Below are 23,091 nucleotides of genomic sequence, written 5' to 3'. Positions count from 1 at the left end.
GGTGTCTTCAGATGCAGAAAAAAACGAGGAAAAAAATAAACAGCTATCTTCTGATGTCATGAAAAAGCTCAACGAGGCATTTTTGTCTTATTTTGATGGTGAAAAGCCTGGTAAAAGTAGTATTGACCTTTCAGAAAAGGATTCTATCCTTGATCTTATTAAATCAGGTTTTGTGGATGAAAAAGCCGGCAATCAGGAAAAAGGTACTGAAGCCAAAAAAATGATTGTCATAGGTGAAGGTTTTATTGAGGCTGGTGATGAGACTATAACTTATTCTGATACTCAGGATATGCAAATTGAGCCTTCTACATTCCCTTCATTTGAAGCAAAAGTACCTGATGTTCTGTCCGGTGCTTTTGATGATGTTTCCTATCAGTCGGTTGAAATTGAAATGGATGAAGAGAAAAGTAATGTTAAGGATGAAGAAAAGGATTACTCAAAAGCCGTATCCGAGATTCTGCAAAAAACTCCGAAGGTTCCCAAAGTTTCTTCTTACCAGCATTCAGGTAGTTCTCAAACTTCAGATTTGCAGCCACAAGTTCCAAAAACAGTTAACAAAAAGTCAGCAGAGGTAAAACCTGCTCAACAGGTACCTGATCCAAAAAAAGAGTTTCCTCCCCATCCTGCAAAGACTGTACAGAAGTCAGATATACAGGCTCATGCAGATAAATCTGTACCTAAAGCAGCATCCTCTATACAGACAAAACCGCAAACAACGGCAAAACCACAATCAGAAAATGTTGCAAATAATGTTGCTAATCCTTCTGTTTCCGGGGTTAATATTAATGCAGGAAAACAGGTTCCAGTTTCTTCTGTAAAACCTGCATCAGCACAGCCGGCTAAAGTTGCTCCTAAACCTCCAGCTTCTAAGGTGGTCCCTCCGGCAAGTCCTGCTTCAAAAACCACTGTTGCAGCAAAAAAGGCTGTTTCTAATGAACCTGCAGGTCCGGTGAACATTGCTTTCCTTTACAGTGAGGACCATATGAAACATGATGCATCCTTACTTTCTATTATTACTCACGAGAAACCTGAACGTATAATCAAAGCCATGTGGTATCTTGAAAAGAACAAGGTTTTTACTGATGGCACATGCACGTTGATAAGCGATTTCCAGACTGCTAATGAAGAAGATCTGCACAGGGTTCATGGTAAGGATTATGTTTCTTTCGTAAAATCATATTCTGGATCCGGGGGAGGTTTCCTTGGGGACAGTACATACATGACTTCAGGATCTTATGATATCGCAAAAACTGCTGCTGGTGCAGCTATACAGGCCGGGGATCTGCTTGTGGACAAAAAATTCACCCATGCTTTTGTCCTGACACGTCCTCCCGGACATCATGCAAGCTCCCAGAAATACGGAGGTTTCTGCCTTTTTAACAATGCAGCAGTGCTTGCAAGGCATCTTCAGCATAACAGGAAAGTTGGTAAAGTGCTGATACTTGACTGGGATGCTCATGCAGGTGACGGTACCATGGAAATATTCTATGAAGACCCGACTGTGATGCTTATTTCTCTTCATCGTGATCCACATGGATTCTATCCCAGGAAAGGTTTCAGTAACGAAACAGGTGAGAATGCCGGCAAAGGGTATACAATGAATGTGGAAATGCCTGCAGGTTCAAGTAATGAGGAATATATGTATGCTTTTGATGAGACTGTCATCCCCATGGTCGAACATTTCAATCCGGATTTTATAGTACTCAGCTGTGGTTTTGATGCACATTATCATGAGATGAATATCGGCCTGGCACTGGATTCAGATGCATATCACCAGATGACAGCTAAACTGCATTCGGTGTTTAAAGGACCTGTTGTTTTCCTTCTTGAAGGTGGCTATCATGATTTTAATGGCCAGTTGTGCCATAGTGTTTTGAGTTCTCTGCATGGACGTCCAAATCCGGTTCAGGACAAACAGGAAATATCAAGCTATAAACAGACACAACAGAAACAGATATTTGCAGAGTTACAGAAAAAGGTTTCAGAAACAAAAAGTCATCATCCGGCTCTGTTATCACAGGAGGCCTGATGACCCGGGTAGGTATCACTTTCAATAAAAACCATCATTTGCATGATTCTTTATTGAATGGCTATCCGTGTCCTGAAAATCCTCAAAGAATCCAGAATATACTGGAATATCTTGAAAGTAGCGGTCTTATTGATGGTGAAATATTCCGTTTTTATGATTCTATCCCTGCATCTGTAATGGATATATTACGGGTGCATACAAGGGAGTATGTAGATCTCATTAAAGCATGTACAAGAGATCCGCGGCAAAGTCCTGGTAATGATGTATATGTTTGTCCATCTTCGTTTGATGTGACTCTTCATGCATTGGGATGTGTTCTGAAAGCCGGGGACCTGGTTATATCAGGTGAGTGCAGGCATGCTTATGCACTGATACGTCCGCCGGGACACCATGCAGGTCCTGATTCATGTAATGGGTTCTGCATATTCAACAATTCAGGTATTCTGGCCAGATATATGCTTGAGAAAAAAGGCCTTGAAAGGATAGCCATAATCAATATTGATGCACATGCTTCGGATGGTACCTATGCTGCTTTTGAAGCCGATCCCAGAGTTTTGTGCATATCTATGCATCAGGATCAGAAAACACTTTATCCGTTTAAGGGTTTCATCAAAGATATTGGTGTGAGACCTGCAATTGGATATTGCATAAATATGGAAATGCCTACTGAATCAGGTAATCCTGAATATTCCCTGTTTTATGATGAGGTTGCTGAAAAAATACTTGACAAGTTCAACCCGCAGTTGGTTATTCTGGAGTGCGGCTTTGATGCTTACCATAAAGAGCCTTTGGCCAAGCTGAACCTCACTGTTGATGGTTACTATAGAATAATATTTAAACTTGCAAGTAAATGGAACGTTGTAACCCTGCTGGAGGGTGGCTATCATGATGATCTTGGTCTTCTTGCATCCGTTGTCCTGCGTGCATTGGCCGGACTTGAAAATATTAAGGATGAGGTTGATCAGATTGATCTGCTTGCATCAAGACATGCTAAAACCAGAAAAGAGTTTAATAATAATCTGTCCCTCCTGAAAGCCAGGCTGGAGCCGTATTGGGGTCATATTTAAAGGATAGTTGATTAAATGTTCGAACTTGGAAAGAGTGAAGATGGAATTGCATTTTATAAACTTGAACATGCTTTTGAGCTTGACAAGTTTACAATAGGTGAATTCACTTATTTCAGGAAATACCTGGGTATGTCTGATTACCTGTCAAATTTCCAGAGCTGGCTTAAAAGACCGACTGTGGTTCTTGTCGTTGCTGTAAAGGATAATACTGTGCTTGGCTGGTCAATGAATGAAAAATGGAGCTCTCCTGCAAAGGACAGCAGACCTACATATGTACTTCGTGGAATTGAAGTTTCACCAAAGCTTGCCAGGACGGGTATGGGAAAAAAGATATTCTGTTTTATTTCGGGAATACTTGTCGGACACATTATTACAAAACCGGTAAACAAGATTGCAAAACTGTTTTTTGAGTCACTGGACTTTGTAGAGCCAACTCACAATAGTCCTGTTGATCTGGGTAATTATCCCGGTTACCTTATACTTGAGGAAAGCAGAAAACATGTAGTAGCCTGTGAAGGAATTATTCCTTATGAGGATAATGTAAAAGCCTGCAGGCACAAACTTTTCCCTAAGGAAGCAGTTTCAGATTCACTTATTAATATGAAAAAGGAACCCGAAGCATCAGATTCTGATTCTCCTGTCGAAGGTTCCGGACATGTTACTACAAGTGTTCCTGGTGATAAGCCTCCTGAAGACATTTCAAGTCCTGTGGATTTTGAAGGTAAGTTCCTTGGAGAACAAAAAATGATGTCCCCATGTAAATGTGGAAATTTCCTTGTGAACAAGTATATGGTTACAGGCAAAAGAAGTGGTACTGCGTTTATATGTACTAATTGCAATGTTGAAAGGTATTTCCTTCCGATGAAGAAGAAATAATTAAATCTATTTAAATTTTAATTTTTTTATTTTATGAGGTTTTTTAGAGTTGCTTGCATAATAGAATCCATTCTATTTGTGCAAAAATTACTATTTTTCACATTTCAACAGAAGGGTATTAATACCGTTAATACAATAGTATCTATAATTATAATACTAGATATATAATTTACTTATATGGGGTCTTTTCATTATGGCTCAAGAGCAGGGTATCGCAAAAGTTGATCTTAGTTATATTTATAAAGCAGTGATGATGGGTAATTCCCTTTACTCTGACAACTGGGAGAAAGGTGTTCTCTATCTTACCAACCTTAACCTGTGGTTCTCAGAAGGCGGGGGATGGTTAACAATTCCTTTGAAAAGTGTAAGTATGGTAGGCAGGGAAGTTTCAGATCCAATCCGTGTAAAAGCCCAGCGTACAATCGGGACTTCACACATCCTTATGATAGATTATCTCCAGGCATCATCAGTAGTAGAAGGAGCCACAGCTCCGGCGACTGCTTTACTTGCAGGTAATGAAGCCGTTATCAATACGCTCAAAGCTTATCTGCAACCAATGTGTGGCACACCTCCAAAGAAACAATCACTTTCTGACATTGATAAAAAGCTCCTTTACATGCTTTATACAGGTGTGAACGATTTGCAGAAACTGACATTTTTCATTGGTGTCGATAATGACACCCTTGCAGCCAGTTTCAAGAATCTGAGAGAGCAGAGCATGTGTGACACTTCAGGAAAACTTACTGAACAGGGTATAAAGCAGATCAAGGAGATGATGTGAAATGAATCTAATGACCACAGAGGGGGCATTATAAGTGGCAGATCCTGGTCTCCCTCCGTTTATGACAAATTCAGCCGGCGGTCCGCCTCCGGCAATGGATGGAAGTTTCGGGCAGTCCATGGGGGCTTTCGGAGCATTGCTGAAACTCCAGCAGAATATTAGTGACAAGTTCCCAAAAGCCAAAGTCCCGTGGAATGAAACAAGAAAGTTCCTTAAAGCAAGCACAATAGAGCTGATAAGGGGAACTTCACTTTATAAGTTCCACATGAAGTTCTTCAAGGATATCGGACTTGGAAACATGCAGCTTATTTCGTATGCACCGATGCATTACATATTTGCAGTTCCGAACAATCCCGTATGTAATTTCTATCCTGCACTTCAAAACCAGAAAGTATGTGTAGCCACAACCGATGCCCTTCACAGGTTCTTCAGGGAAGACCTTGAACTTGAATGCTCCGTTGAGGAAACCGAGTGCATAAAGAACGGTGATCCGGTTTGCAAATTCAAAGTTGACCTCCAGCCTATATCTGCATATCAGGTCATGCTTGATGAGTACGATAAGAAGATCTTATCCGGTATCAGACCGCCTGTTGATGACACTGAACTCAGGGAAAGGGTACGAACACTTACAATTTATAAATTACTGGACAGCGGTCGTCTGTCAGAAATTGGTAACGCTTACATGCAGTTTGCCAATAACATGCCGGTACAGGAGAAGGTATTTGACCCTCCATGGAAACTTCAGGAAGAACTTTCTTCCATAGCTGATTCTCACAGCACCTTTGGTGGCGCTTTTGGTGAAATGGCCAAAAAGATACAGGTGCCTGATAATTCCTCACCGGCTGCACCCAAACCACCTGTATCTGAAGAAACCGCAAAATTACAGGAAGAAGCTAAAAAGACAGACAGCTTTGCCGAGCTTCTTTCTAAAATGAAGAAGGAGCAGCAGTGATTTTTATGGCAGGATACAGATCAGTTTCGCCATATTCTCATCTGGATGAATTTGTAGGTGAGAATGTGAGGGTGATTACAAACAGTTCACATTACAGAGGTGAATGTGAAAAAATAGACCGGAAAAATAACAATGTGATTCTTAAAAATGTTGTTAAAAAAAATGAAACCGGATGGGTAGAACTTAGTGACTATATGCTGGTCATGGGTCACTCAATAGAATCGGTCTATATTGAGAAGAGTTTTCCTTTTGACAGTAATGAATCTCTCATTCTTTCAATTGAAAATGGGTCAGAGCTTCCAGATCCTCAACCCGTTATCGAAGGACTGGATGAGTTTGCAGAAAATCTTGAGATTACAGAAATTAGTGAATTAAGCAGCCTCGATGAGGTAATACTTCCGGAGGAATTTAAATGAGCAGCGAAACACGGATACCAACCGGAATTGCAGGTCTTGACAGAGTAATTGAAGGAGGTGTACGTGATAATTCAACCCTCCTGGTTGTAGGTTCCAGTGGTACCGGAAAATCAACCTTTGCGATGCAATACCTGAATTACGGGCTTGAGCATGGAGAGAATGGTCTCTACATTAGTATGGAAGAACCACCTGAGCAAATAATGAGAGAAGCAAAAATGCTTGGATTTAACCTTGATCAGTATTATGAAAAAGAATTATTCTTCTTCCACTCAAAAGGTAAGGATTTTGTCAAACTTGTTGATGAGCAGCTTCCAGCCCTAGTGGAGGCAAATAAGAACTATGCAGTAAAGACGCGTGTGATTATTGATCCGTTGACCCCGCTTATATGGGCGATACAGGACAAACAGGAACAGCGTGAGATTATCACAAAACTGTTCTACACACTAAAGCAGCTTGGTCCGGTTCTTATTACAACAGAAGAACACGCATCTCCCGGTGAGACTATCGGTGAGGATGTATTGATTCCTATCTACATGTCCGATGGTGCAGTTCACCTGACATACAGGCCAATTGGCGGAGCTTTTAACAGGGCTCTTGAAATTGTGAAAATGCGTGCAACCAGGCATGGTGAGGAAGTTTATCCTTACATTTTTGTCCGTGGTGTTGGTGTGGTTGTAAGAACTACGCCTCTGGTATCTGCAGAAGATGTACGCAAGTATGACGATGTCTTTGACAAAGCCATACGCACTGCCGCTGATCTGGGTGCCAGTGAGAGAATGCTTGAAAGGCTTGTATATGTCAAGGAAAACTGGTCATATCCATTCTCCCCGAAGGAAACACTACAGATATTCTTCGAGTCTCAGGGTCTTAATGATGCCATTACCAGGGAAGAACTTGAGAAGCGCAGGGAAGAATCCTCCACAAAAGCTGCAGCACTGGAAGTTTCTGAACTTACGGGTTCCATGCAGCAGGATGAAGATATAGTACCTGAAGAAGAGCCTTCACAGGAAGATGAACCGCTTATTGATATAGACAATCTTAGCGAACTGGAAGAAATGATCCAATGAGTAATTGAGGTGGGTTGACGTGTCGGTTAGAAAAACAAAAGATGACCTTGAGGATGTTTCCCTTTTGAAGTTTGCTCTGGTCGCACAGCTTAAAAGGACACACCAATCCAGTGATGTAGATGTACTGCTCTTTGCCGGTGCTGACGGAAAGATCTATGCATCCTACATACCGGAGAGTATTGGCCCTAAAATATTTGAGCTGACCAATCTTATCAGCAACAACCTGCTGCATGTTAGCCAGCAGCTTGAAATGGGGCTGAAACAGTCAGTAATTGAATACGAGTTTGGCACAGTTATTTTCTCATCAGTGGGACGCGGAGCTCTTTTAATATCCCTGTTTACGGGAAAAGCCGATCTTGCTGAAAATATGGATAAAATTGAAATTGCCAAAGCTGTTATACGTCATGTTTTCGAACAGCGTCCAATGACAAAAGAGCAGCTTGCAACTTATCCTGAAGAAGTGGCAAGTGAATTGCGTATCTTGGCAAAAATCGTGTTTGATGAGATGTATACCCAGTCTTCCGAATACAAGAAGAATATGGAAATACTTGCTGACATCAAAGAGAAGATCACAGGTGTCATGGGCAGGGGAGAAGTTGAGCAGGTACTTGCAATGGCTTTTAACGAAATTGCCTCTTCACCTAAATGGATGACTGAAGACCTGTGGCCGCTTCTTGTTGAAATGATTATCAGGGACCAGATTCGTCCGCTACATGGGGATTATGTAGCGGATGTGTGTGAAGCCGAATGGATACCGGATATTAAACACAAACTTGAGTCCTTCGTGTGACAGGTGAGATGCTATGGATGACGAAATATGCACAATGGAAAAATGTGATACTGAAATTATGGATACAGAAGTTTCACAAAGCAGCTCACGGGATTATGACATGGAGATTAGCGAAGACGAAAAGGCTTCTGATTCTACAGGGTCAATGGAAGACCCAAAAACTTACGTTGAAGATATTACAGATGATAATTTGAAGCAGACCGGTAAGGCAGATGCAGAAATAGGCAACAGTGAAAACATAATGGATGACAGCTCTGCGCATTCAGAAAGACCTGTTCCGGCAGGTGCCAAGTCCCTTATAATTGTGGATGATAATTCAGTCCTTCGAAAAAAGAGGGATAAAGGTATTCATGTAGCTTCAGATATTAAGTCCGATCTGGAACTTGCAAATTCTGAACTTGTTACAAGGCTTGAAGATGCGGAAAGTCGTTACAATGAGCTTGAAACTCGTTTATTCATGTTTGAAGAAAAGTTCAACGATATGCAGAAAAAAATGACTGATGAACTTGAATCAAGTGGTGATAAGCTATCCACTTTAGAAAGTGATCTGTATTCTAAAGCACATGAATCTGATTATAAACGACTGAGGCAGGATTTCGATCTTTTTTCCAAGAGACTCAGGCGTGTTGTCCAGGCAGAGGATTCTGTAAATGCCGAATCACTGGACCCTACAAAAGTGCCTTCTGATGTTCTGGAAATCACTTATGCTAAGACCCTGAATGATATTTTAAATGCCATGATAGCCATTTATGGTGAACGTGAATCTTTTGATATGGTAGAGACTGCAAGGGACAGCGTACGTGAGTTCAGTGCAGGTGTTGACTTTTTCAGGTTCGAGAATGAGGCTTTTATTGTCAGGGGACTTTCAGATGCCATTTCTTCCAAGATCGTTTCTGTAAAGCAGATACATGGCACTTATGTTGAACTGTTTAAAATGCTGTCCCAGTATGTTCCTAATTATAATTCCCAGGATTTCCGTTCTTTTGTTGAGACCGGAAGTCGGGAATATACAATTGAAAAGGTCGTTGCTCACGAAAAACATCTTGACAGGATAGTTTCAGATTTAACCGAACACAAAGGTGAGCTGGACAATCTTACAGAAAATGTTAGCTTTATGGCAGAGCTTCAGAATAACCAGCTTGAAGAAGCTGCTTCCAATACACAACAGCTTGAAGAGATCATGGAGCAGATAAAAAGCATTGCAAAGGCTGTGAATCTGCATACCAAAGCAATAACCAAACTGAATCGTACACTAAAAGAACTGGACTTTACTGAGTCTGTTGCTGCCGCTGCAGAAAAGAGTAGTGAAGAGCTTGCAGACTCACCAATTCCTACGCAGGAAAGTGATGCTCCAAATGCAAGCAAAGAACAAATAATGGCAATTGCAGGCGAAATAGAGTCTTTTAAGGTAGTTGTAGGTGGAATGTTTAATTCCCTGCAGGAACAGCTCCATATCCATATTCCTGGCTATGAGGAATCATTTATTCATGATTATCCTGATGAGCAAATTGTACCTCAGACTGAAGTTTCTATGCAGGATAATGCCATTGAAGACGTTTTCCCTGAAGATTCTACTGATATTAATTCACAGGCAGATCAATTAGAGCAGGAAGAGTTCTTACCGGAGCCATCAGAAGTCACTCCTGAACCTGATCAGATCTTTGAAGAACAGTCACCGGCTCAGGCTGAAACAGCTGAACTCACTCCTGAACCGTTGAATCTTGAGGACTTCGCTCCGGATCAGGATAATCTGGTTCCTGAAGCAGAAAGCATGCCTGTTGATTTTGGATCCTTAGAAGTTGTTCCCGATGAAGTTCCTCTTGATCTCGAGTCATTGGACCTGAGTCCCGATGACATTTCAGTTGATTTTGAGTCTTCTGAGGATGTTGCTGAAGAAGTTCCTCTTGACCTTGAGTCATTGGACCTGAGTCCTGATGCAGCTCCAGTTGATTTTGAGTCTTCTGAGGATGTTGCTGAAGAAGTTCCTCTTGACCTTGAGTCATTGGACCTGAGTCCTGACGAAGTCCCAGTTGATTTTGATTCTCCTGAAGTTGTTGCTGAAGAAGTTCCTCTTGACCTTGAGTCATTGGACCTGAGTCCTGACGAAGTCCCAGTTGATTTTGAATCTTCTGAAGTTGTTCCTGAGGAAGTTCCTCTTGATCTTGATTCATTGGACCTGAGTCCTGCTGAAGTCCCAGTTGATTTTGAATCTTCTGAAGTTGTTCCTGAGGAAGTTCCTCTTGATCTTGATTCATTGGACCTGAGTCCTGCTGAAGTCCCAGTTGATTTTGAATCTCCTGAAGTTTTCCCTGAAGAAGTTCCTCTTGATCTCGAGTCTCTTGATCTTAGTCCTGATGAGATTTTGGAAAATTCAAAGGGACTGACATTGTCAGAAGCTGACATCGTTACAGAGGAAGCTCCTGAGCAGCCACAGCCCATACGATTAAAAGACATGCCTATAGAGGAAGTTATAATCGGTCAGCTTTCGATTGCAGGTTCAGCAACTCTCAAGCAGCTTGAGAAACAGATAAAGTCAAGTGGTTATCCTATAGACTTTGAAAAACTCTCTCTTGTAATGGGTTATCTGGAGCAGGAACAGATGGTGGATACTGTCAAAAAAGGTAGATACACTTTCTATTCGGTTGCGGGAACTGTAAATGTTTGAGATCAGATGATTAAAAATGTCAATTGAAGGTATGAACATACTGCACGTAGCAGGAAATGTCAGCTATGGTATACTTGAAGCAGGCTCGTCGGTGGATCAGCTTGACATAGATATTGGAAATTCTGACAATATAGGTTTTAATTATTTCCATAACAAGTTTGGGATGCCATATGATTTTCTGCTAAAAAGCTCCCTGAGTTCAGGTCATTCATTATTTGTAGCAGTAGAAGGCAGCAATAAGCTGCTTGGTTTTGCAAGGTTTGAACAATTATCTGAGGAAACAGAAAAAACCTATCGTGGAAAGACCAATGTAGTGCATCATTCCATTCATCTGTTAAGAAGTGTTGAGATCCATCCTGCACACAGGCATGTTGGTATAGGGCGCCTTCTTTTTGCAACTTCTGTAAATCATTTAAAGACAAATGTAATAACAATGCCAGATAATCCTGGTGCTGCACGCTTCTTCAAAAATAAACTGGGATTTACGACACTTAATCCTAAAAGCAGCGGCCTTTCATCAAGGTATAAAGGATACCTGATGCTTCCGTATCCGCGTGCAAGAAACATGCTGAAAACAATGGCAGGAGATTATCCAAGAATGGTAATGCCTGAGCTGATTGGCAGCTATGAAGCTCTCAAGTTCAGACGAAACATGGGAAAAAACATTACTTCTGATGATATAAGTGATTTTTTGACATTATTTGAAAGTTCCAGAGAACTTCTGGATAGTAAACTGAAAGGCGAAATGAATTCTTTTATCAGGGGATTTGATTTAAAATAACTTAAAATTTCAGGTGATATTTTGGCAAATTTAGATGTCCAGCGTTTGCGTAAGAATTTATTAAAGTATTACGGGAAATTTAACGTATTACCGGCTAATACGTATGAATTATCCTCAAATATGGATGGCGGTAATTGTGCAGATATTATTGATGATATAACCAGTTATCTTCTAAAACCAGCCGAGAGAAACATAAGACTGGAGCTGTCTCAGATTTTCAAGGATTCTGAGAATCCGGAAATACCTTATTTTGAAGTTGTCATGGACATCATGCAGTTTATGAATGAATTTGTTGGTGATCCTCATACCGTGGAGCTTATTTTTGCCAGGGTCAATAATGACGTAGCAAGGAAAAAGCTTGAGGTTGAAGACAAGACCTATTATACTAATGAGGAATGGACTCCTGAAATTGCAGAGTCTGCAATGCAAAAACTAAGGGATATGGGCACTGAGAGGGATTATCAATTAATGGTAGACCAGCTTGCAGATGTGCTTTCTCATTTCACCGATGAGGAAGGTCTGAAAACAGTACGCATGCGACTTAACAATATTATCAAGAATCATTGTAAGCGTGAACTGGATGACATGACTCTTCATCTTTGAGTTCATTTTCCGTAACTATTTCAAAACTTTTATTAAATGCCTACTGGTGTTTCTCTTCTTATTTTTTATCTATTTTAACGGCGTTAAAATAAATAACGCTGTTATTTATTCAAAAGCTATAATGAATAAAAATGCAGTTAATTGATATAACTTGCAAAACATATTAAGTAATTGGGGCTAGGGAATAAACACACTGGGGAGTGGGTTTAGTGAGTATTAATCATATAATGGAACCTGTGGTACATATATGATTAATATGCTTCAATTTAGCCTGAAAGAGGTTTGCCATGGATTATACCAACCAACAAAATCGTGGTTTACACCTCTCTTTCAGGCATAATTATAATAATGCTACAATGATAGTAATAATGCTATAATAATGGTTGCTTTGTGTTAGAAAAATCTACTACCTCCTGTAATTGTAATATAACAAGCATTTTTCCTGCAAAGCAACTTCTACAAAAGAAGAGGTGACCGGGATATGATACCGGACATATTCTGGTTAGCTCATGAAACTTAGAAATATGTCACTTTCATGTAATATGGATATTCTCTTAAAAAGTGATTCCATCCTTTGTGATACTGAACTTGTGCTTTCCAGAGGTAAAATCACTTCCTCTTTCCTTGATTATTTCAAGGAAACGATAATTGCTTTTACCGTCATCTGTTGTACCAAGTGTGATTACAGTATCAAAAATATATGACCATTGACTTGAGTTGATGTTTGCAGCAGGTATTTCACCTGTGGCTATCAGGAGAATATTATTGTCGTCAAACTCCTGAAAAAGGTTCTGTATAAAGGCGCGGAGCTCAGATTTATGGAATGGACGTTCATCAAAGGTGCTTTCAATATCTTCAAGTACATTCATTGTATCAATTACAACTCTGGATGGCTTATCTTTCAGAATATTTTCATTGATATATTCAAAGATTGCAAAATCACCTTTAGCTACAACATCTGAACTAATTGAGAAGATTTTTAGTTTGTCGCCTACAAGTTTTTCATCATAGAATGAGAACGAAGACATGGCTCTGACTATCTTTTCATTTGACTCCGATAATAGTGAGACATATGCACACTTTTCACCTTTTCTGGCAGCATTGAAAAGTGATTGCATACACAGATTTGTCTTCCCAGTCCCGCAAGAACCTGCAATTAAAATGGATGATGGCTTAATCAGTCCCCCGTAAAGAAGATCATCCAGCTTTGCGATATATGATGGGCTTCTCATTTCATCCACTTTTTTTATATATGTACTGCTATTTTATAAGGTTGTCGTAATATTAAAAAGATTAACGTCAGTTTCTCATTTAATATCAAATGTATTTAAGCAAGCTTATATATTATCAGCCCTATTAAATTGGATATTACAATCAAATAATTCTTCTTCATGTTGATTATCATGGCTGACCTTCAAAACAACAACGGGATTTTGGAATATCTTAATGATATAAACGAGCGTTTGAAATTACTGGAATTACGCATTGCAGATCTTGAAGCCCGTAATTCCCCGGCAATCAATGATAAAATGGCTGTTTTCCTAACAGTTCCTGATTCTATCCGTAAATCATTGTTTGCAGTTTCAAAATTAACTTCATGCACAGCAGATGAAGTGAGCGAAATTACTGGAAGACATCGCTCAATAGAAAACAAATACCTTAATGAGCTTTATAGGGCCGGATGGCTTGAAAGGGAAAGAAAAGGTAAAAAGATCTATTATTCTTTGAGTAAGAAAGTTGAAAGTAAGAACAATGAACATTGGTCTGCGGTTGAAGAGGTTGAGAACAAACTTGACCAGTTACTTGGGTGAGTAAAATGCTTTTGAGTTTTCATTCTTATAAGGGTGGTACGGGTAAAACGACATTTGTGGGAAATCTGGGGGTCATGCTCTCTCAAAAGGGCAGCAAAGTTTGCATAATCGATACTGACGTAAATGGTCCGGGTCTGCATTCTTTGTTTGATATAAGGTATGATATGACACTCATAGATTATCTGCAGGGTGTTTGCAGTGCAGATGATATCGTTTATAAATACGGGGAAACTGATGTTTACGTAGTTCCTTCCAAAGCATGTGAAGAAGACATATCTGCAATGTTTAACACGCCGGGTGAAGCCAGGGATAAATTACTTGCCCTGGTAAAGAAACTTGGAGAAAAACTGGATATCGATCATTTTCTTTTCGATTGTAGTCCCGGTATCAATAAGTCAAGTCTTTTAACCATGAATATAGTTGACAAGGCTGTAATTGTGTCAACAATTGATATTCAGGATATCCGGGGAACATACGTACTTTCCAGTATGTCTGCAAAACTGGAAACACATGCAGCTCTTCTGTTTAACAGAATACCAGCTGAAAAAAGAGATGATATAATGTCTATTGTTTCTGACTTCAGTAATAAGCTTGGAACAGAGCTTTTAGGACTTATTGCTTATGATGACTATGTTGCTAAATCATGGTCCAGAAAAATAGCAATGCAGGATGATCCTGAATGTGAATATTGCACTGAGTTAAAAAAGATAGCAGAAAAGCTTGTTGACTAAATAATTAAAAATCTGGATAGGATATGTTATAGGGATGTCCTGTATTCCTCAAGACTTTCTCCGACTATCCTGTCAAGTTCTTTCTTTTCTTCGGGTGTAAGACTGAAAATCTCTTTTATTTTGTTCATATCGTCCTGAAGCTGTGTTTCAAGATAGAGTTTGCCATTTTCTATGGAATATCTCATTTCAGGGGATCCATCTATGCTTTTAATTGTCTTGCTTTCTGTTAGCAGGAATACTTTTTTAAAATGAGGTATCAGTTCAGCCTTAACCAGTGGATTGCTGCATTTTTCACCAACCATGGCTATCATGGTGCTATCATATTCTTCACTTTTACGCAAAAGAATTGACAGGAAACGAATATATGGACGTGAATTCTGCTCTTTTTCAAGGTTGCTTATGTCTGATACGAGTATCAGGTGTTTTCCCTGGGTAAGCATCTTTTCAATTTTGATAAGTGCCGTAGTAAAATTTTTGAAAATATAGAATGAAGTAGCATTGTCTGAAAAATCCTTATTATCCAATTCATTTTCATTCCAGCAGATTCTGATTACGGGAATTTTTTCCTCATTTTCTATTTCCTGTGTGATAATTGTCACAAGTTCTGGTGCCTGCAAATTATCCTTATAACAAAAAACTGAACTTTTTCCCCTGAGCACAGCAAGAAAATCTACAAGTGTTCTCTCATGCGTACTAATACCCATCTCTATCGCTACCACTGCCATTTTATTATATGTGATGTATAATTATACTGTACCGGCGAGCATTTATACCTTTCTAATTGATACTGAACTCTCGATGGTTTTTGATTTTTAACAAAAGTTCATCTGATATTTTTGCATAAAGTATTCCTTTTTTCCGAAAGGGTTAATACCTATTGCAGCAGATTTTATTCGAGGTGTTTTCGTATGTCAAAGTTCCATAAAAGAGACTATGAGCGTAAAGGTGAAAAGAAGTACGAAGAACTAGATGCAAAGCTTATACAGGAAAACCTCGAAGATTTGAAATCCCCGGATGGTGAGATCGTAGAGTGACAATAACACTTGATATTGAACTGATCAATTCGGACCTTTCAAATAAAAAACTGACTGTTCCGGTTGATACTACTTATGAAAACGTTCTGGACATTCTTGGTATAAACCAGGAAACTGTCCTTCTTTTAAAAGATAAAAAAGCTGTTCCAATAGATGGAATTGCTGTGCCCGGTAATCTGACCATTATGTGTATTGCTTCACAGGGATGATCCTGACCGGACACACTCAAAAACTTACATTCTTTTTGTAATATCTTTAAGCTTGGTGATGGCGTCCATCGTTGTCTTTGTGTCTTCTATGATCTTCTGTTCATAGTGTTTGATGATATCTTCAACTGGAGCGGAAAGTCTGTAGATCTTAGTAGGTCTGCCTTTTCCAACTGCTTTCTTGTTGTGGATATCAATCCAATTTCTTTCACGCATATGCCTCATGGCAACGCTTACTTCTGGCTGTCTCAGACCGGTGCTCATCTCAATCTCCTGAGAAGATGCTTCTTCCACATTTGAAAGGTAGGTAAGTGTGGTTGCTACATTCCTGGACATTCCCAGGCTTTTCAGTGCTTCAATGAACTTGTAGTCTGTGTCATCAAGTATCTTTACTTCAAAATCTTTCATAATAACCCCTTATTACGTTATGCTCTAATGAGCTCTACCACCTAATATGACATTATTATATTTAAAGTTATATATGCGCAAAATTAAAGCAGATAATAATTAATAATCTTTTCTAAATATGATTAATTTATTCGACAATGTGAATATATTGTTCTTTAATAATATTATCGAGTCGAATTCAGCAACAGGCTTCCCATTGAAAATAGTCTCTCGAATCTTTTTCCCTATAATGTCATCGTTTCCTGGTTCAAGGCGTATCACTACGGAACCGGGATATATATGCTTCATGTGTGAGAATCCGTCAATATCCCCATCTGTAATTCCTATAATCGGAATCCTTAGTCTGTAGAGAATGTCAGCAGCAATGTCTGTTGTATCATCACCTATAGTTACTGCAATATCTGCATCACCTATTAGTTCAAATGTCCTTTCTGCCTCATGGTCGATGATAACGGCTTTTATCTTTCTTAAGCGCTGGTTTCTTTTATTGGTGCTGGGTAGGAAATGTACAATTTTTTCGGAAGCTTCGTGTGATTTTTCCGGAGTTTTTTCTCTCCTGCGAACAGAGAACTTACCACTTCTTAGAGGTCCGCTCTTGACCCAGCATGTACGTAAGTCTATTGGAATTCTGTTATTGTAACCATGAAGTTTTTCAAGGCCATGTTCCTTTATTCTGGCACCTTCAATTTCGCGGATAAAGCCATTCTCACTGATGATACGGATATATTCGGACTCTGCAAATCCTACGATTATTCCGTTGACCATGATCTTTTCACCTACGTGGACGCCGTACACGTTTCTTATGATTCGATGTCCGTGGTCTTCTATACTGATTGGTGTGACAAGTTTAGGGACGTCTTCAAGTTCCATGCCAAACATTTTAGAAAACCTTTCAGCTTCATCCGTGGATTTAAAGTTCCAGGGAACCACTTTGCCATCTGCCAAACCAGGACGTTCAATCTGGATGAGTGGCTTTACATTTCTGTCTTTAATTCTTGAAATGACAATATTTGCAAAAAGAAGACCATTCTCAGTTGTCTTGCCATGGTTTAGTAGTATGACCAGATCCTTTGTCAGGAAGAATTCTTCTATGCACCTGCTGGGTTTGAGACTTTTACTTATATCTATTATGTTCTCAAGGTGTGCATCAAGAACTGCAGTTTTCCCGATGGTTCCTGCCATAACAACAGAAATGTCTCCAAGCTTCTTTATCCTGCTAATAAGTTTTGCAGCCATTCCGGAATCTACTACATCGGGTCCGTGCACGACAATGCCTATTTCCATGATAGGTATTCAGTCTCCCAACTTAAATTAATTATTACGTCTATTATTGCTCACATTGTAGTATCTGAGACTATATCTAATATTGAATTCATTGTTGTTCCTGTCGATAAACTCTTATTCCGCTGTACTGTTTTTGCTACATGAACAATGTTGTACTTACCTGGATTGGACATTCATGTTTCAGGATAGATGTGGATGACATCATGATCCTTATCGATCCATTTATAACAGGAAATCCTTCGGCAAAGGTCAATGTGAATGACCTCTGTCCGGATATTATTGCAGTTACTCACGGACACTGGGATCATCTTGGAGATACTGTGCAAATTGCTAAAAGAACAGGATGCACAGTTGTTTGCATACATGAGTTGTCCCAGTACCTGAAGTCTAAGGATATAAAAACCGAAGGTATGAATATTGGTGGGACAATTGTCATTGGGAATATAAGTTTTACAATGACCAATGCCATGCATTCTTCTTCTATTGATGAAGCCGGAAGGGAGATAGATGGTGGCAAAGCCGCAGGTTTTGTTATAAAAGCAGGTGAAAGGTCAATCTATCATGCAGGAGACACCGGACTATTTGGCGATATGGCACTTATATCCAGATTGTACAATCCGGAAATTGCACTTCTTCCTATAGGTGGGCGTTATACCATGGGGCCTGAAGATGCCGCACTGGCAGTGGAGATGTTGCGTCCGGAAATAGTTGTACCAATGCATTACAATACCTATGAAGCTATTTTACAGGATTCACAGTATTTTGCAAGTCTTGTAAAAACAGTGTCCAATGCGGATGTATTAATTATGGAAATTGACTCTCCAATTATTTTATAATGTATCCGCTATAAAATAATTAATTATTCATTTATATACTACGGATAGCTTTATATTTCATTATGTCGAAGGATGATTAGGCAAAAGTCGAGTTACATTTATTTATAACATATATCCCCTCTAGTTCTCGTCATACGGCTTTTGCCACTATAATTAGGTTCTGTTGATATTTTGTTCTTTAATTTATGTGCCGCATGATTTATGGGTACTCGGAATAAACTGTACTATTATCTATTATTTAAGGGTTTGCGTTTATTATTCGACTCAATTAGTCTTTATCAATCATTATTAATATATTTTTTAGAAATGTAACTATGTTTCCTATTATTATATATGGAATCGAGTAATTAAGACAACAAAATGCAACAATGTTGCTTTTTATGTAACAGTGAGAGCTATCGAGTAGTGGTAACTATGGATTATGGATTTACGGACCTTGTAAATGTAGCAGAACTACGTGAACTTATGGATGGGTTCTGTAAGGATTATAGTATATCCTACACCGTACTTGATACACTTAACAACACTGTTCTGTTCTTGCCTGGAAGTCAATTTGTACCTTGCAACAGGGAAAACACAATTCAATGTTCAATGTCCGGCGCTCTGCATTATACAAAAGAGAACTCAGATGCTTTATCAGATGCTAAAAATAACAGAAAAACCTATAATTTATGCCGATGTGACCATGATCTGATGCATGCCATGTTTCCATTTGTTTTTGAGAACAGGCACATTGCCTCGATTTATATTGGTCCTTTCCTTCAGGAGCATGAAATAGGTTGTAAGGGAGTTGTCTGTGATGTGCCGGTTCTTTCCAATTTAGACCTGGAGATGTTTATATCACGTTCATACAAATTCCTGGATTTACTTGTAAATGCCGGAAAGCTCAATTTGAAACTCAAAAATTATGAGGCACGTTTTATCGAATATGAAAAAGAGCTTTCTTCAAACAGCGATAAACTAAGTTCTTTAGATAAGATGAAAAAAGAACTTATATCAATTTTCAGTCATGAAATGAGAACACCCCTGTCAATTATTAAAGGCTATAATGAACTTCTCTATGATGGTATCCTGGGACCGGTTTGCAATGAACAGGCCGAAGCCCTTGATAAATCCCTTCTTAATATTAACAAACTTGAAAGGATAGTCGATTCTCTGCAATATATGGGAAATGACCACTCAGATATGCACATATATGATTTCCTTCCGTTGAACCTTTCTGATCTTGTAGAAACTACTCTGGTGCATTCTGCACGTGCACTAAAAGAAAAGAACCTGCAATTGCATACGGAATTTCCTGATGAGATGCCTGTAATTCATGGTGACAGCAAAAAACTATTCCATGCATTGAGTTATCTTCTGGATAATGCAATAAAATTCTCTCCACAAGGCAGTACAATATCCATATCTGCAAAACAGGAAGAAGACCGCCTGTATTTGAGCATCAGGGATAATGGAGTCGGTATTGCTGAAGAGAATATTCCCCGGATATTTGAGGAATTCTACCAGAATGACAGTTCCCTGACAAGAAAGTATTCAGGTATGGGACTTGGACTTAATATCTGCCAGAGGATAATCAATTGTCATAAAGGCAATATCCGTGTTGAGAGCAGAATTAATGAAGGCTCAACTTTCCACATTGATCTGCCTTTGATTGTTTCGGAAGACAATGTCTTTTATCAGGCTGAATGAATCAGTTTAGTTGACTAAAAAATGACAGACAAAAAATAGGTGTGGGCAATTAATGCCCGAATTTTAAGTTAACTCTTTAATTTCTATTTCTTGTAGCAGACATCAAGGTGTTCCTGTGGTGTTGGTTTTGTCATAAGACTGACAACAATAGCTACTATAAATGCAATTGGGGTAGCTACAAGTATCGGGTCTACGACTGTCCAGGTTCCTGTGAGTATGGTGTCAACACCAAAAAGGGCTTTACTGATTCCAAGTGGGGCAGCTTCTGATTTGTGCACAAAAGCCAGCCAGAAAAGACTACTGAAGGTTCCTACAAGAAGACTTGCGATTGCCCCTTCTTTTGTCATACGTTTCCAGAACAAAGCGCCTGTGTACATTGGCAGGAATGCTGCTGCACAGAGTCCGAAGAAGATTGCAGTTGCACGGGCGATGATACTAATTGGAAGTATGTATGCCAGTACGACACTTGCAAGGATGGTGAATGCAATTGCTGCTCTTGTTATGTTGATGGTCTGTCCAAGCTCTCCCTTTTTAATGAATTCACGGTAAAGGTCATGTCCTATTGAGGTTCCCATTGTGTGGAACTGTGAACTGAGAGTTGACATCGCTGCGGCCAGAAGTGTCAGCATGAACAAAACCACAAAAGTACCTGGCATTGCACTGTTGATGAATTCCGGCATGATAAGGTCTGTATTTCCACCTGCAACTACGACTGATATCTGTCCAAGTGTCTCATAGAAGTATGCGTTTGAGAGTGCACCGACTGTGAAAGCTACTCCGGTCATCATGAGGATGAAAGGTCCTCCTACAAGTACAGCCCTGTTTAGTGCTGTGTCGTTCTTTACAGTCATGAATCTTACTGCAAGCTGAGGCTGTGCTACCACACCAATTCCCACACCAAGTACCAGTGTTGAGACAAGTGTCCACCATATTGGCGAGCCAAATGCCGGCATGGAAGTCCATCCGAGATGCCCTCCGGCTGCAAGACTTTCAGGGACAAGGTCGTTCATAGCTGTAAGTGCAGAGTGGGCAGCAGTGACTCCTCCCATTTTAATATAAGTGAATACCAACAGGAATGCCATTCCAATGAACATGAGAGTTCCCTGAAGGGCATCGGTATACATGACAGCAATAAGTCCGCCGGTGATAACGTAAGCTGCTACGATAACTGTGAGAATAAGGACTGCAATGTCATAATTTATATTGAGGGTTGATTCGAGGAATCTTGCTCCTCCGATAAGCACAATACCTGCGTAAAGCGGCATGAATATACCTATTAGTGCTCCTGAGAATCCCTGGATGAACCTTGACTGGAAACGCCTTCCGAGAAGTTCCGGGAATGTTACTGCACCAAGGTTAAGTCCCATACGGCGGGTTCTGGAACCAAATAATACGAATGCTATAAAGATACCTACAAAAATGTTCATAAATGCAAGCCATAAAAGTCCCATTCCAAGGGCACCGGCGGCTCCACCAAAACCGATGATGGCTGAAGTACTAATAAATGTAGCACCATATGACAGTGCAAGAATATAAGGATGAATCTGCCTTCCGGCTACCATGTAATCTTCAGTCTGTTTTGTCTTCTTGTATCCAAGCCACCCCAGGTAAAATATCACCATGAGGTATATTAGTATAATTACTCCGAGAACCGGTGTACTGAGTACCATTAGTTCACCTCTCCGTCATCGGAATCATCGTTCCATTTAAGGGCTCCATAGATAATGCAGCCGATGGCGCTTATAAAGCAGAGTATGTAAGCCAGCCATATCTGTGGGTCATCTATTCCAAGCATTTTTCTCCTTCCATATATTTTGTAGTAATAATAATGATAGTTGTTAACATGTCATTTGTTAACATGACACTATATTTAAAGGTTAGTAAATCAAATTGCATGCCTGTGGCTGAATAAAAAAGTTTGAATGGAAGGATATTTTAACTCATTGTAAATTTATATGCTTACTTCTATTGCAAAGTCCATATAAAAGATATAAATGCTGGCGTGTTGAAAGCAAACCATAATTTGTTTGAGAGGGTTGTATGATGGTTTTTAGAGAGGGAATCTGGTGCCAGCATCTATATTAACATGATCAGGCCACTGTTTCTCTGTGGGAAATGTATACTTCATATCATTATTTCTCAACGAGAAAGTGTCTTTTAGTGATGATTTATTCAACTACTTTCTTTCATCCGTGTAGTTGATTGCAATTTATACGATATATGAACCAATATAAAAAAAGTCTGCAATTTTATACCAAATAATGTACATGAATATATACTATATGTACTCAATTCTGGAATATGATGTTCATTTAATTTCTGAAATGAGTCGCCTAGTCCTGATTAATTATGCCGGATCTTTCTTCTAATTTATGAAAATGAAAAATATGAAGGGCTGTAAAACCTTCACTATTCTATGTTTTCTTCAGGTAAAAATGATCATTGCTTGACTCGATTAGCTTTTTCACTTGACCGGCATGCAGATATCCACAATATGATGACCTTGCGGATGCTCTTCCGGTGAGTTCAGGTAAACTTCATAGCTTGCTCTTGACATGTCAATTTCAAGCTCATTGCGCATAAGCCATTTAACAACTTCTTCCCATGCTGGTCCATATTCTTCTGATCCTGTAAGTTCCACGCCTAAAACAACATATTTCCCACCAGGAAGCTTTTTCTTCTTGATTTCTCTCTCAACTTCTGTCTCTTCAGGAATACTTATGCAGACTTCCAGTTTAAGCTCATCAGGTGGAGTTACTTCAGGGTCATCATAGTAAGCAGAAAGCATTACGGTATCTGGTCCCACAAGTTGTTCCTGTTTAGGAGCAGCCCATTTGAAGAGTTTAGCAAATAAGCCTGCAAACACTTCGGCATTTCCAAGGTAGTTCCCCATAAACGATACATAAGCAACTGTACGTTCTTCTAAATCTGTTATAGCTGGTTCCTTTAAGATTTCCAAACTTATCACCAATCCATATTGTCAGATTTCTTTCTGTAAAGCGTAGTATAAATGTTCATGGTTTGCAGGGTGAAAGTAATGGTGATCCTTAATTCAATGCCCT

At 39.4% G+C, this 23,091-nt stretch carries 24 protein-coding genes; 17 read left to right on the top strand and 7 right to left on the bottom strand.

Annotated features, from left to right (window positions below):
* Position 1: 1 nt before the first annotated feature.
* The 11 genes from METTI_RS14870 to METTI_RS00560 all read left to right on the top strand — a co-directional run bounded on the left by METTI_RS14870 (position 2) and on the right by METTI_RS00560 (position 12,027).
* Positions 2-2,029 carry a histone deacetylase gene (locus METTI_RS14870; protein WP_023843864.1) on the top strand — a complete coding sequence of 676 codons (2,028 nt, stop codon included), beginning with the start codon at positions 2-4 and terminating at the stop codon, positions 2,027-2,029.
* A complete protein-coding gene (locus METTI_RS00605; protein ID WP_023843863.1) occupies positions 2,029-3,096 on the top strand; it encodes a histone deacetylase family protein in 1,068 nt (355 codons plus the stop codon). The genes METTI_RS14870 and METTI_RS00605 overlap by 1 nt, the downstream gene beginning before the upstream one ends.
* 15 nt (positions 3,097-3,111) lie before the next feature.
* A complete protein-coding gene (locus METTI_RS00600; RefSeq protein ID WP_023843862.1) occupies positions 3,112-3,972 on the top strand; it encodes a hypothetical protein in 861 nt (286 codons plus the stop codon).
* Positions 3,973-4,165: 193 nt separating this feature from the next.
* Positions 4,166-4,753, top strand: a complete 588-nt coding sequence (locus tag METTI_RS00595; protein ID WP_023843861.1) for a hypothetical protein — start codon at positions 4,166-4,168, stop codon at positions 4,751-4,753.
* Between the two features lie 34 nt (positions 4,754-4,787).
* Positions 4,788-5,705 carry a hypothetical protein gene (locus METTI_RS00590; protein WP_023843860.1) on the top strand — a complete coding sequence of 306 codons (918 nt, stop codon included), beginning with the start codon at positions 4,788-4,790 and terminating at the stop codon, positions 5,703-5,705.
* Positions 5,706-5,710: 5 nt separating this feature from the next.
* A complete protein-coding gene (locus METTI_RS00585; protein ID WP_211232181.1) occupies positions 5,711-6,121 on the top strand; it encodes a hypothetical protein in 411 nt (136 codons plus the stop codon).
* Positions 6,118-7,188, top strand: coding sequence for an RAD55 family ATPase (locus tag METTI_RS00580; protein WP_023843858.1), 1,071 nt, complete (start codon positions 6,118-6,120; stop codon positions 7,186-7,188). Before METTI_RS00585 ends, METTI_RS00580 begins: the two co-directional genes overlap by 4 nt.
* Positions 7,189-7,207: 19 nt before the next feature.
* The gene (locus tag METTI_RS00575) at positions 7,208-7,978 is read left to right on the top strand and encodes a roadblock/LC7 domain-containing protein (protein ID WP_023843857.1); all 771 of its coding nucleotides are present in this window, start codon (positions 7,208-7,210) and stop codon (positions 7,976-7,978) included.
* Between the two features lie 13 nt (positions 7,979-7,991).
* Positions 7,992-10,643: a leucine-rich repeat domain-containing protein gene (locus METTI_RS00570; protein ID WP_023843856.1), complete on the top strand. Its 2,652-nt coding sequence runs from the start codon at positions 7,992-7,994 to the stop codon at positions 10,641-10,643.
* A 16-nt stretch (positions 10,644-10,659) separates the two neighbouring features.
* Positions 10,660-11,424: a GNAT family N-acetyltransferase gene (locus METTI_RS00565; protein ID WP_023843855.1), complete on the top strand. Its 765-nt coding sequence runs from the start codon at positions 10,660-10,662 to the stop codon at positions 11,422-11,424.
* Between the two features lie 21 nt (positions 11,425-11,445).
* The gene (locus METTI_RS00560; protein WP_023843854.1) at positions 11,446-12,027 is read left to right on the top strand and encodes a hypothetical protein; all 582 of its coding nucleotides are present in this window, start codon (positions 11,446-11,448) and stop codon (positions 12,025-12,027) included.
* A 554-nt stretch (positions 12,028-12,581) separates the two neighbouring features.
* Here the strand turns inward: METTI_RS00560 and METTI_RS00555 are convergent.
* On the bottom strand, positions 12,582-13,259 hold the full coding sequence (locus METTI_RS00555) for an RAD55 family ATPase (RefSeq protein ID WP_023843853.1): 678 nt from the start codon (positions 13,257-13,259) through the stop codon (positions 12,582-12,584).
* 171 nt (positions 13,260-13,430) lie between these two features.
* Here METTI_RS00555 and METTI_RS00550 point away from each other — a divergent pair, with 171 nt between their 5' ends.
* Both METTI_RS00550 and METTI_RS00545 read left to right on the top strand, forming a co-directional pair.
* Entirely contained in the window at positions 13,431-13,838 is a 408-nt protein-coding gene (locus METTI_RS00550; protein WP_023843852.1) for a helix-turn-helix domain-containing protein, read from the top strand.
* Positions 13,839-13,843: 5 nt separating this feature from the next.
* Entirely contained in the window at positions 13,844-14,569 is a 726-nt protein-coding gene (locus METTI_RS00545) for a MinD/ParA family ATP-binding protein (protein WP_023843851.1), read from the top strand.
* Between the two features lie 26 nt (positions 14,570-14,595).
* On the opposite strand, the gene METTI_RS00540 is transcribed toward METTI_RS00545, so the two are convergent.
* Complete coding sequence (locus METTI_RS00540) at positions 14,596-15,294, bottom strand: hypothetical protein (RefSeq protein ID WP_023843850.1); 699 nt, start codon at positions 15,292-15,294, stop codon at positions 14,596-14,598.
* A gap of 183 nt (positions 15,295-15,477) precedes the next feature.
* Here METTI_RS00540 and METTI_RS16145 point away from each other — a divergent pair, with 183 nt between their 5' ends.
* A complete protein-coding gene (locus METTI_RS16145) occupies positions 15,478-15,603 on the top strand; it encodes a hypothetical protein (RefSeq protein ID WP_023843849.1) in 126 nt (41 codons plus the stop codon).
* Positions 15,600-15,812: a hypothetical protein gene (locus METTI_RS00535; protein ID WP_023843848.1), complete on the top strand. Its 213-nt coding sequence runs from the start codon at positions 15,600-15,602 to the stop codon at positions 15,810-15,812. Before METTI_RS16145 ends, METTI_RS00535 begins: the two co-directional genes overlap by 4 nt.
* A 24-nt stretch (positions 15,813-15,836) precedes the next feature.
* Here METTI_RS00535 and METTI_RS00530 read toward each other — a convergent pair whose 3' ends face one another.
* Together METTI_RS00530 and METTI_RS00525 are read right to left on the bottom strand one after the other, a co-directional pair.
* Positions 15,837-16,217 (bottom strand): transcriptional regulator, encoded by a 381-nt coding sequence (locus METTI_RS00530; RefSeq protein ID WP_023843847.1) that lies wholly within the window; start codon positions 16,215-16,217, stop codon positions 15,837-15,839.
* Between the two features lie 99 nt (positions 16,218-16,316).
* Positions 16,317-17,501: a DUF2117 family protein gene (locus METTI_RS00525; RefSeq protein ID WP_023843846.1), complete on the bottom strand. Its 1,185-nt coding sequence runs from the start codon at positions 17,499-17,501 to the stop codon at positions 16,317-16,319.
* A gap of 140 nt (positions 17,502-17,641) precedes the next feature.
* On the opposite strand from METTI_RS00525, the gene METTI_RS00520 reads away from it, so the two are divergent.
* Together METTI_RS00520 and METTI_RS14865 are read left to right on the top strand one after the other, a co-directional pair.
* A complete protein-coding gene (locus tag METTI_RS00520; protein ID WP_023843845.1) occupies positions 17,642-18,337 on the top strand; it encodes a metal-dependent hydrolase in 696 nt (231 codons plus the stop codon).
* 414 nt (positions 18,338-18,751) lie between these two features.
* Positions 18,752-20,029 carry an ATP-binding protein gene (locus METTI_RS14865; RefSeq protein WP_023843844.1) on the top strand — a complete coding sequence of 426 codons (1,278 nt, stop codon included), beginning with the start codon at positions 18,752-18,754 and terminating at the stop codon, positions 20,027-20,029.
* An 83-nt stretch (positions 20,030-20,112) separates the two neighbouring features.
* Here METTI_RS14865 and METTI_RS00510 read toward each other — a convergent pair whose 3' ends face one another.
* The 3 genes from METTI_RS00510 to METTI_RS00505 form a co-directional block, all read right to left on the bottom strand.
* Entirely contained in the window at positions 20,113-21,699 is a 1,587-nt protein-coding gene (locus tag METTI_RS00510; protein ID WP_023843843.1) for a sodium:solute symporter family protein, read from the bottom strand.
* Complete coding sequence (locus METTI_RS16140) at positions 21,699-21,824, bottom strand: symporter small accessory protein (RefSeq protein WP_023843842.1); 126 nt, start codon at positions 21,822-21,824, stop codon at positions 21,699-21,701. Before METTI_RS16140 ends, METTI_RS00510 begins: the two co-directional genes overlap by 1 nt.
* Before the next feature lie 669 nt (positions 21,825-22,493).
* Positions 22,494-22,997: an AraC family transcriptional regulator gene (locus METTI_RS00505; protein WP_245596048.1), complete on the bottom strand. Its 504-nt coding sequence runs from the start codon at positions 22,995-22,997 to the stop codon at positions 22,494-22,496.
* Positions 22,998-23,091 lie beyond the last annotated feature (94 nt).

The organism is Methanolobus tindarius DSM 2278 (assembly GCF_000504205.1).
GTDB lineage: Archaea > Halobacteriota > Methanosarcinia > Methanosarcinales > Methanosarcinaceae > Methanolobus > Methanolobus tindarius.
Note: the sequence above shows the minus strand (reverse complement) of the source record. Positions and strands in the feature narration are given on the sequence as shown.